Here is a 12,349-nt window from a genome sequence, read left to right as displayed (position 1 = left end):
AAAATAACATATGAGTGGATCGCATGAGGTACCAACTAATTTAGATAACAAGCTCAAGCTTGGTCTTATTTTTAATACTGGTTTTACGATCTTTGAATTTGGTATTGGGATTATTTCAGGCAGTTTAGCACTTGTTTCTGATGCCACACACAACTTAACTGATTCAATGAGTCTTCTGGTTTCATTTTTTGCAACCAAAATTGCAAAAAGAGAAGCGAACATTGATAAAACATATGGGTATGGTAGGGCTACCGTGTTGGCTGCACTCATTAACGCGTTGATTCTACTTGGGTTAGCTGTCTATATTTTTATAGAGGCGTATAAACGGTTTCAGAATCCCCAACCTGTTGAGGGTGGGCTTGTTATGATAGTTGCCTTTGTCGGCATTCTGATCAACGGCAGTATCGCCTATCTCTTTTTCAAAAGCCGCGGTGATTTGAATATTCGAAGTGCGTTTTTGAATATGGCTATGGATGCGCTTGCTTCAGTTGGGGCGCTTTTTGCAGGTCTAATTATTGTTCTGACCGGAAAAACATTTATTGATCCGTTTATCAGTATCATTATCGGTATCATGCTTTTGTACAGTGGATGGAGTGTGGTAAAGGACGCGCTCCATGCCCTTCTTGAAGGTACTCCTGAGGGAACTGATGTTACAAAAATTAAACAAGCTATTTGTGCGATGCCTGGAGTAACAGGACTTGATGACCTGCACGTTTGGGCGCTATCAACAACAAGCGTAGCATTAAGCTGTCATCTTATCATTAAAGACAGTACGCTTAAGGAAAGTATGGAAATAAAAGAAAGGATCAAAGAAATGCTGTCTGAAAAATTTCATACAGAGCACGCAACAATTGAAACAGAACTCACAGAAGGCCCGCATCACGATGAACGAACGGATGAGGGGATGTAATAGATGGAAAATATAAATAAAAGAGTTCTCATTTCAGGCGGCGGCATCGCAGGATGTACACTCGCGTATTTTCTCAAGCAATACGGATTTACACCGATTGTTATTGGTAAAACCTATTGACTTTTTGTTAATCAACCTTCTACAATATGTAGAAGTTATTATTAATTAAAATGATGATTATGAAAAACACAAATAAAGTTCTTATATTGTTAGTCATTGTAGGATTTATTTTTTCTGGTTATTTGTTTACTAGGGTTCAATCACTGGAAAAGAAAGTCGTTTCAGGAGACTCCATTGCTCAAGTAAAAGGTGAACAGGCGAAACAGCAAGCTCCACAAGTCCCTGAGCAAAACTTAGACGCTATTCCACCTGTTTCTGATAAAGACCATATATTAGGCAATAAAAATGCTGATGTGGTTTTGGTTGAATACTCAGATTTTGAGTGTCCTTTCTGTAAGCGTTTCCATTCAACCATGCAACAGGTTGTTAAAGAATATGGTAATAAAGTGGCTTGGGTATATCGCCAATACCCATTAGGATTCCATGCTAACGCTCAAAAGGAATCAGAGGCTTCTGAATGCGCAGCCGAACAAGGAGGTAATGATGCCTTCTGGAAGTATACAGATGCAATTTATGAAAAAACCACCTCAAATGGCACTGGGTTTGCGCTTGATCAACTGGTTCCCCTTGCCTCAGAGTTGGGCTTAGACAGTAATAAATTTAAACAATGTCTTGATAGCGGGAAATATGCCCAGCATGTCAAGGACGATATGGCAGGTGGAGTAAAGACAGGGATTCAAGGAACCCCAGGAACAATCATTATTGGCAAGAATGGGAAGAAAGAGTTTATTGGAGGAGCATTGCCTTTTGAACAGGTAAAACCTTTAATTGACAAAGTTCTAGGGCAATAATGAAAATATGAGCGTCAAGCCCAATTTACAATCAACGACCTATGAATATAAAGAGCATCCGTCAAGATTTTCCCTTGCTTCAAGAAAGTCTAGGCAATAAACCTATTATCTATCTTGATAATGCCTGCCAGAGCTTACGCCCCCAGTCTGTTATAAATGCCATTACTGACTACTATCGACGCTATTCTGCTTGTGGTGGACGGAGTATGCACCGCTTAGCAGAAACTGTTACCCAAAAGTGTGACGAGACAAGAAGAACAGTAGCTCGTTTTATTAACGCTAAGCGCAAGGAGGAAATTGTCTTCACTCGCAATACTACAGAAGGAATAAATCTGATTGCTCATTCACTAGGATTTCGTCAGGGTGATATAGTTATAATCTCGGACAAAGAGCATAACTCTAATCTTATTCCATGGCAAGTTTTGAAAAGAAAAATCGGTATTGAGTATAAAATTGCTCCTACAAAAGAAAATAATACTTTTGACCTCGAGGCATTTAGGGGCTTGATGAATGAGCGGGTTAAATTGGTGTCTTTGGGTTTTACCTCTAATTTGGACGGAATGACCATTCCTGCTTCTGATGTGATAAAGATTGCTCACGGGGTGGGATCGCTAGTGCTTTTAGACGCTGCCCAGACTGTTCCACACCATAAAATTGATGTACAAGCCCTAGATGTGGATTTTTTAGCCTTTTCGGGTCATAAGATGCTAGCTCCGTCGGGGACAGGTGTTCTATATGGCAAATACCGCCTTCTAGAAAAGCTCGATCCATTTTTAGCTGGCGGAGATACTGTTTCGTCCTCCACTTATGAGTCTCATGAATTTCTCCCGCCTCCTGAAAAGTTTGAGGCAGGACTCCAAGATTACGCTGGCATTATCGGGTTAGGTGAGGCGGTAAGGTATTTGGAAACCGTGGGTTTTGAAACCATTACTAGACAGGAACAGGTGCTTAATAAATTTATTACCGATGAGATTGTTAACATTCCTAAACTCAAGATTATAGGCGATCAAAATCCAAACCTGCGAAGTGGGATTATTTCTTTTTATATCAAAGGAGTTGATTCACATCAAATAGCCATAATGCTTGATCAAAGTGTCAATATTATGGTTCGTTCTGGGCAACACTGTGTTCATTCCTGGTTTGCCTCTCGGAAAATAGCAGGTTCTGTCCGAGCCTCTTTGTATTTTTATAACACTCTCGAAGAAGTTGATATTTTTGTTAAAAGTTTGAAGAAGGTGCTACGGGTATTAAACTAAATATATGATTTGCATCATTGCTCTTATTGTCTTTTCAATCTTGGGTATTTTTAGCGCTACTCACCGTGCTTTAGCCAAAGAAGCACTTGATTGTGTGTTAAGGCGGGTTACCTTTAGACCTTGCACGACAGGCTTCAATGAAAAAATTAAAGGCAAGATTGTGGGGAAATTATTAAGTCGTTCTGTCCTTGCTGCTCGTATCTTTAATAAACACTTTGAGCTGATATCTTGGACATTCGTAATTTTGACCATTGGAAGCACCCTTTTTGTTATTAAAGGTGGATACAACTACTACCTTTATGGAAGCTGTAACGGGTTAAATAAATCAGGTTTTTGTGTGTTTGACCCTGCGGGAGAAAATAATAAAGTATCACAGGTTTCTACCCAGTGTAGTTCAGAGAAGACCACAGAAAAAGATTTGACTTTAAGCGGAGTTAATCTTGATATTTTCCCTGTCAAAAACAAAAACGCCAAAGATAAAATTGTTTTTATCGGTTGCTATGAGTGTGATTATACCCGCAAGGCTTATCCGATGATTCAAAAGCTGGTCAAAAGTAACGATGTGAGTTTTACTTTTGCCCACTTCCCAGTTAAGAGTGAGACAAATTTTCTATCAGAGTTTGGTTACTGTGCTTACAAACAGGATCAGGATAAGTTTTGGCAGCTTAACGATAAGATATTCGCTTCTGATAAAGAAAAGATCAGCAGCGTCAGTTTTGTCGAGAATATTGCTTCAGGGGTTGGTTATAATCTTTCCGAAATTAAAAAATGTATAGCTGATCCATCTACTCAAGAAGCAGTCGGCAAACAGTCTGTTGAGCTTCAGAAAATCCACATTTACGGAACGCCAACTATTTTTATTAATGGTGAGGTGTTTGTAGGTTCTAAACCCTCCCGAGTCTATGAAAGAGCCTTAAAGGGTTGGAGGTTTTGGTAACCAGTCTTTAATTTTTCTGCATCCTTAACATATGCTTAACAGGGTTGATGAAGCCAAACAGAAGTAAAACTTACGCCGTCCCAGTCATGAAAGCCTGCTACAAGCCAACAGACGGCGTTACGCTGGATGAAGCAGTTCGTTTCTTGATGGAATAGGCATGGGAGGTGAAGCCAGAAAGCGCGAGTTAATGTGAAGGAAGCGATTCACTTCCTTCGTTGTAAACTCTGGATATTCCAGCTCACTTGCCCAGTCAGTTGTTCTATAATCATACCATCGTTCGAGCACATTCGATAAACTCAGTGTAAACCAGTTGGCACTTAATATGACTTCACAATTTACTTCCTGTTTAATTTTTTGCTAGAATGAAATAGAGTATGAAAAAGTTAGGGTTGGTTTTAATCTTTATTTTTGCTTTTTCCTTTTTTAATCCCGTCTTTGCCGAAGATAAAAATATTCCAAACTCATGGACAACTTCCGGTATTATTCCCAAGCTTCCAAAAACGCCAAATGATCCTGAACTTTTTAATAATTTCGTTTATCCCATGTGGGGACCGGTTTGCCAAAGATATACATATACGGTTACTTATCGCGATAAAGAAGGCCGAAAACCCGAATACATGAGAATTATCTTTAACGGCAAACCGATTGAGATGGATACAACTTCTCCAGATGTTTCACCGAGCAAGGAAGATTACCAAAAGGGTGTTAGCTACGAATATAAATTTGTTCCCAATAAACTGGGATCTAACTTTTACTATTTTGAGGCCTCAAACGGTTTAGGAAAAGCGCGCGCCTCAATAATCGATTCTCCTGATAATGGGCCGGTTCTTTTTGATAGCGCTTTTGACAAAAATGAAATTGCGGTTATAGACAGTAAAAACGGACAAAAGGTTTTAAGCTATCCGACTAAAGAAGAATGGGTTGGCGGAGTGGCCTTGTCGGATGACGGAAAGTATTTAGCGGCTAAAACCTCGCGCCATGTTTATTTCTTTGACTTGAATAATACCAAAGAACCTAAATGGGTTTACACCCATGATCAGAATAATGAAATCGGGGGAGATCTAAAAGGCGGAATCGCTATTTCCGAAGACGGCTCAAAAATTATTGCTTCAATTGCCGAAAGCACTCTTTTCTTTGATAGCTCAAGCAATAAGCCTTTATGGCGCTATAATCATGTAGGAAATGCCTATAACGTGGCCATTTCCAAAGACGGGAAATATATGGCCGCCGGAACAGGCGGAACAGAATCAAACACCAATTCAAATCTTCTTATTTTATGGAACGAAAAAAGCGAAAAACCGCTGTGGCAATATCACTCTTCCGGTAATTTCCATGACGTTTCTTTGTCCAGCGATGGAAAATTCGTTGTTGGCGCAACAGGTTGCCCGGATAGAAGATTTTATGTTTTTTCGCGTGACTCAAACACGCCGCTGATTCAATCAGAGATGCTAACCAGAGATTCTCCTGTCCATCGGGCAAAAATTTCTGCTGACGGAACACTCGCGGCTATCGGCAGCGAATCTGACGCCGGAGCCGTTTTTCTTTTTAAAACAGATTCTAAAGAACCGGTATGGAAATTCCCAACGCAAAATGGCAGTTCGGTCAGAGCCTTAAACTTTACCCCTGATGGAAAGTTTATTGGGGCGGCGACTTTTGGCGGGCAGGCGTATATTTTTGAAAAGGATAAAAGTTCTCCTGTTGCTACGTGGGTTGTCAACAACACGGCTTTGGGAGGGGTGGATATAAGTGATGACGGCAGTTTTATCGCGGCCGGCGGAACAGACAAAAAACTTCATCTTTTTGAAAAAGGTAACGAAGTCGGAAAAGAGATTTCTTTTGATGAATATGTTGAGGAAATCGATATTTCAGGAAATGGAAAATATATCGCAGCTGGAACGGGAGGATCAGTTTATTTTTTTGAAAGCATTAATAGCAGCGGTAAAACTTTCCCATGTACGACGGTTATCGAGCCAAAACCCAGAAATGACACGATGGGAGGAGATGGCACGGGTCAAAAAGCAGCGACAAGTCTTTGTGGCGATGGAAAATGCGAAGGACCGGAAGCAATTGATAATTGCAAACAAGATTGCGACCCGAATTTTAAAACAACCAGAGGAAAACTCCCGGGCATGTTGTTTGGTTTTGGCTTTTTAGGATTTGCACTATTGCTTGGGCTTTTTACGGCAGTTAGAAAATTAAAATTCCTTGAGAGTCAAAAAAAGATACTGACACAGTTTAACATTTCTAAACTTTCTTTTTTAAAACTTACAGGGAAAAAAGTTACCATAGCGCTGATAATCTTGACGACCTTATTTTTGATTCTGACGATAACAACAGTTTTATTTAATAAGAACCCTGATGCAAAATTATTAAAACAGGGTGAGCAGACAAAACCAGCGTCAGGGAAAGTGATTAAGAATGAAAATAAAGACGGTGTAATTAATAGAGGAAAGACTGAAAGCGGGTGCGGAAATACTATTTGTGAACCAGGTTTGGGTGAGACAAAAGAAAGCTGCCCTAAGGATTGTTCGGGAGGGGATTAGTTTAAAATTTGATTATCCCTTTTTGCCTGAAGTAGAGAAACATTGATCCGCCCATAAAGATAATCATCATTACGAGCAAACTCCCGTATAAAAACCTGTCAGCTAGATATAAAAACGTCTTTTCGTAAAAAAGGTATCTAACCGTGACCTTTAGTCCGTGAATAATGAGACTGTACAAAATTCCCAAGAAAAACAAATTGCCATAGCCAAAATTTGAGTTTTTAATTAATTTATAAGCCGAAACGGCAATACATATCTCCCAAAGCCACTGGCTAATCTTTATTGACATAAAATTATCATCAATCTTCAGTCCAAACAAATACTGCCAGGCTACAGCCGCGATGGAAATTAAAATAAGAAACCAAATTGGCTTAATGTATTCTGCCAAAGTTTTGCCAAAAATTTTAATCCTGAATACGGTTAGCGCGGCAAAAAAGATAATGGTGGCAAGGAGAATGGTGAAGAAAATCGGATCACCGCGTTTTTCCAAAAAAGGAATTTGCGGCAAGAGATCGAGTTTGTCGCCTCCGGTGGTAAACGCTTTACCACTTTGCGGGCAATCGACTTTTTGATCCCCAACAAAACATTCTCGACTCCTTGTTTCGATTTTCCCCGAAACGTAGGCGATTGTTTTCATTTTAGAAACCATCGTTTCATCTCTCCAACTATTTGTTCTCCTTGGGTTGTTTTTAAAACGGCGGGGAAGGGTTCGGTCAAAAAGACCCCGTTTAATTTTTTACTACCTTCTTCCAAAACAATTCCAATATTTTCAGGTGGGGCCATTTTGTTTTCTCCCAGATAACCATGTTCAGATATTACTACCTCGGAAGCCCCATCTCGTTTTGCCCAAACAAGAACTCTCTCCATGTCAAAATCAAACGACTTTCTTAATTCTTCTTTAGTCGCCTGTGGTTCAGTAGGGCTGGTAACCATTCCCAAAACGTCATAGCCCTTAAAGTTCATGGTGTTTCCTTGGCCTTTATGTAAATCTCCTTTGTAATAAACCTTTCCGTGATAATATTTTTTAATCTTGGGAAGAATTTGCTGGTTCCAGTCAGAGGCCAGTTTGGCATCCAAAAACACGTTTTCCGGTTCTCCCATCGGACTAAAGAGATCAAAATGGTATTTCTCGGCAATTTTAGCCATATCCTGTACGATGACATCATAATTTTTAAAATACCCTTGACTTTGAGTTTTTTCTTTGGGAACATAGGCGGTTTCTCCTCCCCAGTCAACGCCGCGAACAAATTCTTCTTTATAATGAATCATCACCGTCATCGCCAGATGGATATTGTTTTTATAAAATAATTCAGCCAACTGGCCAAACCAGGCATCTAGATCTTCATAAGTGGGATAGTCTATGGGATAGCGCGTCTCGCCGCGGCTGTTAATCTCAAAACCCGGTTGAATATTAACAATATTTACTCCCCAACTTTTATATTTTTCAGGTTCAGGTTTTACTCCGCTATATTGTTCAGGGTAAAACCACGTGCCTGCCCAAAGGCCTTTATAAAAAGTAATTTTATCTTTAGGAGGAGTGGGAATTGGACCACTCCAGCGGGGTTTATTTGTCGTTTGAGGGGATCCGCCAAAATCTTGCGCCCCTTCCGGCCTTTGTCCCCGGCCTGGTTGTTGTCCAGGCCCACCGTTTAAGAAGCCCAGCCGGTTTTGCCGAAAATAAATAAAAAAAAGAGAACTAAGCAGAACCAGTAAACCTAAAACAATAAGCCCAAATTGCCGTTTGGATAATTTAATTCTCTTCATTGTTTTTTATATTGGTTTAACCCTAATATAAGTTAAACAAATTTCAATATTTTTTACAACTAAAAATACAGTGTATTAACTTAGAAGACTTTTTTGATATACTTCAACCATGAATTGGTTTTTGATAGCTTTAATTGCGAGTATTGTCGGAGGAATAATAATAAGTTCTCTTTAAGTAAAAACTGAAATGATTTGATTCTTCGGAAATCCTTCATGCCTAGTATCGGCTTGATTTTATCTCCCTGTTTTTAGAGACTTGCAAGTTTTAAAAGAAGCGTATACTATAAAAGAGAGATGAAATTTATAAGCGTAATTCGTTATCATAGTTTATTCTTCATCTTTCTCTTACTTTTCTTTCTGGTTGCTGTTGTCGATATGTTTAATTTTGACCGGGAATTATACAGTGCGATCTGCGGAGTCATTTCGCCTATATCAAAAAGTCCCTGTGCAACATTCTATGACATCCCTATTTGGAATGTCTATTTATCCCTAGCGATTCTTGCCGCTCTTTACCATGTTCATAGCGAAATCAGGATTTCAAATAAACACCTGTCTTCCCATAAGTCTTGATTTAAAATTACTCCTTTTATGTATTGCAAATTAACCAACGAAAAAATATAATAAAATTATGAAGGAAGAAGAAAAACCTTCAATGCTTCAACAAGCTAGGGGCAGCCATAAATTTCGGCTTTGGTTTATTATTTTTCTTCTGGCTATTGTCGCCATCCTGTTTTTTTTCTTTGAAAAACTGCGGCTTGTCCTTATAGTCGCTTTTATTGCCCTTTTGGCGGCTTTGGGACTTGAAGTTTCACAGAATGATTGGGATTTAGGAAAACTTTGGCAGACAAAATCTTTTCAAGAATCAAAGGTCAGCCGAGACAAACAGGGAAATCTTCTTTTTGATAAATTAGGAAATATCACCACGGACTCTTCTAAAGGGAAAAAAGCCAATGATTATAACTGTGATGATTTTAAAACTCAACCCCAAGCCTAGGCCTTTTTTGAAAAAGTCGGAGGCACAGGAACGACATCAACCGTCTTGATGGCGACAAAGACGGCGTGGTGTGTGAGTCTTTGCCTAAAAGCGGTAATTAGACAAAGCGAATCCTAAAAAGCATTTACAATCTGACACGTAATAATCTTTTATGGTACTAAAGAAATTGTCTCTTCGTAAATTATTCTTAGTTTTTATTCTGATTGTGATCGTGGGTATGGTTGCGGCTTTAATTGGACAAGGTCGTTTCCGCGGCGGGCCGCCAGGAGGAGGACCGAGCCAAGATTGGGGAGGGCGGCCTGGTGGTGCCGGATCATATTCTCTCGATACTCTTAAGCCAAAAGTAAAACCTCCTTCGGGAAAAGTCTCTGTTTACAAAGGCTTTTGGCTGCCCTGTTCTTTTATGGAAGATGCCTGCCAGCCGATGAACGATACCAAAATCTTGCGCGCTACGGGCGTCAATATTGTCGGGATCGCGCCGAATATTAAAATTAACGATAAAGGCGAAATCCAAGCTCTTCCCTTGGATTATTTGGATCAGCGTTTAAACGAAATAACGGCCAGATATTATCAAGCCGGCATCAGGGTTTTTATGTCGCCGGAACTTGACTACGCCACTGATTTAAACAGCCGTTCCGGGGGCGAACCGAGGCGAATCCCTAAAGAAGTAGCCGCTACTCCTGGTTTTATGGATAAATACGACAGTTTAATTGAAGATCTGTCTAAATTGGCCCAAAAATATCAATTTGAGTTTTTCTCGCCCCTTAATGAGGCGGATATGAAGCTGGGAATAGGGGTTTCTTCTTCCTGGGGGCAAAAAATCCTGCCGAAAATAAAAAGTAATTATAAGGGCAAGGTTTTATGGAAAGTCGGCTTGGGAGTTAATCCGCAAATCCAACAGATTAATTTTAAGGGTTATGATCTTCTGGGAATCGATTTTACGGCGCCCGGAGGAGCAGAAACCCAAAGCCTTTCCTCTTTTCCATCCATCGTAAAAGGTGCGGTTGAAAACGCCAACAAGGCGGCCAAAAGAGACGCTGTTCCCAAAGTTATTTTTGCCGAAGTGGGAGTCTGGGGCGGGGCCTTAAAATTTAGCGAAGAGGGCAAGGTTAAAGTTCACCAAATTATTTTCGAGCAAGGAAAAGAACAAGTTGCCGGATTTATCATCTTAGACCCGCCGGCCGATTTAGGCGGCTGGACGATCAAAAACTCCAAGGCATTAGAAGAAATTAAACTCTGGTTTACTCAAAAACTTTAGTTAGTGAAAAAAATCGGCCTTTTGATTATCTTCGCTTCCGTATTTTCTTTTCTTTCAACCTTTATCTTTTTTAAATCTGATTTTGTTGCCAGTATCTCTTTGGATTTTCTGATTTTGGGAATTATTTTATTATTGATGGGTTTTTATTAAAGAAAAAGTCCAAAAAACCGTTCTTCCGTTGCTGTTTTATAAAATACTTCTTTGGATACGCAAAATCTTGGGATTTTTACTCCTTGTTGATTTACTCTGGGTGATTATTAAAGCCGGCTTATTGGGTTTGTATTTATGGCTGATGTTTTTTAACGTGGCGATTATTTTTTGTTTAGTCTTGCTTTTAACTAAAAGAAATAATTTATTTATTGGTATCATTTTGCTTTTCCTTGGTTTGTTTTATTCTTTTATTCCTCTTTTACCCGGGCCGGTACTTACCATGATGTCAATATCGGCTCTAATGGTCCCTTCGGAAGCTCAAATATTATTTATTTGGATTTTTATCGCCAAATGGCTGGTTTTGATTAGTGGTATTTTTGTGTTTATTTCAGGATTTTTTAATACCCAAAAAAAGCAAGCCAACCCTAAGGATAGAGTCCCTTAAACTGGGAGCAAAAGTACTAGCGAGGTTATTGAACCGTGTATGAAGTTTCTTTTTCAAAGACGCCGTTGGTGTAGGCCTTGACTTTATAGGTTCCTATCGGATGTGCGGCTCCAGTTTTAGTTAAGCTCCAAACAAAACTCGTGTAAGTAATATTGGGTTTTAAGATTTTATTGGTGCCATTATCCAAATATTTTCCGTTTAAATATCTGATATATTCAATTTTTGTTCCCACGGCTGGCTTATTAACCGTTAAGGCCAGATAAATGTTTTTTTCTGTTTTAGCAAAAGTCGTAATCGGGGTCACAGCTTTGCCTTGGGCGTCAAGAGAGGAGGCGGTTAGGACATTAGTAACGATCCCAGGCGCTTTACTGCGAGGTAGGGTTGGTTTTGGTGAAGGTATTGGTTGTTGAATAGTCGGCTGCGCTGTCGGCAGGGTGGTTTTTTTGGGTTTTTGTAAAGCGGCAAATATTCCGGCAATTGAAATCAGAAGAACCACGACGATTCCGCCGAGAATATACCATAAAGTCTTTGGTGAATTTGGGGATTTTTGGGGCAGAATTGGCGTCTCATCCGGCACTGACGTAGGTTTGACTTCTCCATCATTAGCCGGCAGATTTGTTTTGGTTTCAGAAATTGGTTTAGTTGTTATTTCTTCCATTGGCAGGTTGTTCACGGGAAGTACTGGTTACTCCCGGGGTGACATTTCTATTTTCAATTGTTTCTTCTTCCTCTTCATTTTCCTCTTGTTCTGGATTTTTGTCGTTATCGTTTTCTTCTTCGTCCAAATCTTCATTTAAATCCTCGCTTGACTGCTCCATATCCTTTTCTTCAATTTCTTCTTGTTCGTTTTCATCTTCGCCCTGTTCGTTGACGCCGACATTCTCATTGTCTTTTTGCTCTTTTTGGTGTTTTTTCACTTCTTCGTCATTGGCTGTCTCTTTTTCGCCCTCCTCTAAATCTATGGCAAAATCACTTTTAACGATGGTCGGTGTTGGAGTGATTGTCGGCATGATTGTGGGCGTGGTTGTGGGATTGGCCGGCGAGACAACAGGACTTTTCGCGTGAGCGAGCGTGGCAGAGGATGAAGCTAAAATTAAGGGAGCAGCGATAAAAATTAAAGAGATTATTTTTTTCATCATCGTATCTACCTTAACACGTAAAAGAAAGTGTGTCAAACTTTT

13 protein-coding genes are annotated in these 12,349 nt (G+C 39.7%); 9 read left to right on the top strand and 4 right to left on the bottom strand.

The features are described 5' to 3' along the window. Positions 1–10 precede the first annotated feature (10 nt). The 5 genes from M1575_03575 (at position 11) to M1575_03555 (ending at position 6,557) form a co-directional block, all read left to right on the top strand. Complete coding sequence (locus M1575_03575; protein ID MCL5095779.1) at positions 11–910, top strand: cation diffusion facilitator family transporter; 900 nt, start codon at positions 11–13, stop codon at positions 908–910. Between the two features lie 179 nt (positions 911–1,089). Then, complete coding sequence (locus M1575_03570) at positions 1,090–1,821, top strand: DsbA family protein (protein ID MCL5095778.1); 732 nt, start codon at positions 1,090–1,092, stop codon at positions 1,819–1,821. 41 nt (positions 1,822–1,862) lie between these two features. Beyond that, a complete protein-coding gene (locus tag M1575_03565; protein MCL5095777.1) occupies positions 1,863–3,077 on the top strand; it encodes a cysteine desulfurase in 1,215 nt (404 codons plus the stop codon). 4 nt (positions 3,078–3,081) lie between these two features. After that, positions 3,082–4,014, top strand: coding sequence for a thioredoxin domain-containing protein (locus tag M1575_03560; protein MCL5095776.1), 933 nt, complete (start codon positions 3,082–3,084; stop codon positions 4,012–4,014). Between the two features lie 374 nt (positions 4,015–4,388). Next, positions 4,389–6,557, top strand: coding sequence for a WD40 repeat domain-containing protein (locus tag M1575_03555; GenBank protein MCL5095775.1), 2,169 nt, complete (start codon positions 4,389–4,391; stop codon positions 6,555–6,557). A gap of 1 nt (position 6,558) precedes the next feature. Here M1575_03555 and M1575_03550 read toward each other — a convergent pair whose 3' ends face one another. Then, positions 6,559–7,194: a hypothetical protein gene (locus M1575_03550; GenBank protein ID MCL5095774.1), complete on the bottom strand. Its 636-nt coding sequence runs from the start codon at positions 7,192–7,194 to the stop codon at positions 6,559–6,561. After that, a complete protein-coding gene (locus M1575_03545; protein MCL5095773.1) occupies positions 7,191–8,321 on the bottom strand; it encodes a hypothetical protein in 1,131 nt (376 codons plus the stop codon). The genes M1575_03550 and M1575_03545 overlap by 4 nt, the downstream gene beginning before the upstream one ends. A 628-nt stretch (positions 8,322–8,949) precedes the next feature. Between M1575_03545 and M1575_03540 the strand changes: the two genes are divergently transcribed. The 4 genes from M1575_03540 to M1575_03525 all read left to right on the top strand — a co-directional run bounded on the left by M1575_03540 (position 8,950) and on the right by M1575_03525 (position 11,168). Beyond that, positions 8,950–9,315, top strand: a complete 366-nt coding sequence (locus M1575_03540; GenBank protein MCL5095772.1) for a DUF1189 domain-containing protein — start codon at positions 8,950–8,952, stop codon at positions 9,313–9,315. Positions 9,316–9,466: 151 nt separating this feature from the next. Continuing rightward, entirely contained in the window at positions 9,467–10,573 is a 1,107-nt protein-coding gene (locus M1575_03535) for a hypothetical protein (protein MCL5095771.1), read from the top strand. 3 nt (positions 10,574–10,576) lie between these two features. Continuing rightward, the gene (locus tag M1575_03530; GenBank protein MCL5095770.1) at positions 10,577–10,723 is read left to right on the top strand and encodes a hypothetical protein; all 147 of its coding nucleotides are present in this window, start codon (positions 10,577–10,579) and stop codon (positions 10,721–10,723) included. Positions 10,724–10,790: 67 nt separating this feature from the next. Next, positions 10,791–11,168 carry a hypothetical protein gene (locus M1575_03525; protein ID MCL5095769.1) on the top strand — a complete coding sequence of 126 codons (378 nt, stop codon included), beginning with the start codon at positions 10,791–10,793 and terminating at the stop codon, positions 11,166–11,168. Positions 11,169–11,193: 25 nt separating this feature from the next. Here the strand turns inward: M1575_03525 and M1575_03520 are convergent, their stop codons facing one another. Together M1575_03520 and M1575_03515 are read right to left on the bottom strand one after the other, a co-directional pair. Then, positions 11,194–11,826, bottom strand: coding sequence for a hypothetical protein (locus tag M1575_03520; GenBank protein MCL5095768.1), 633 nt, complete (start codon positions 11,824–11,826; stop codon positions 11,194–11,196). Further along, a complete protein-coding gene (locus tag M1575_03515; protein MCL5095767.1) occupies positions 11,807–12,307 on the bottom strand; it encodes a hypothetical protein in 501 nt (166 codons plus the stop codon). Before M1575_03515 ends, M1575_03520 begins: the two co-directional genes overlap by 20 nt. Between the last annotated feature and the right edge of the window lie 42 nt (positions 12,308–12,349).

It is taken from the genome of Patescibacteria group bacterium, assembly GCA_023473585.1.
Classification (GTDB): Bacteria; Patescibacteriota; Microgenomatia; order JAMCYU01; family JAMCYU01; genus JAMCYU01.
This window is presented reverse-complemented; position numbering and strand designations above follow the sequence as displayed.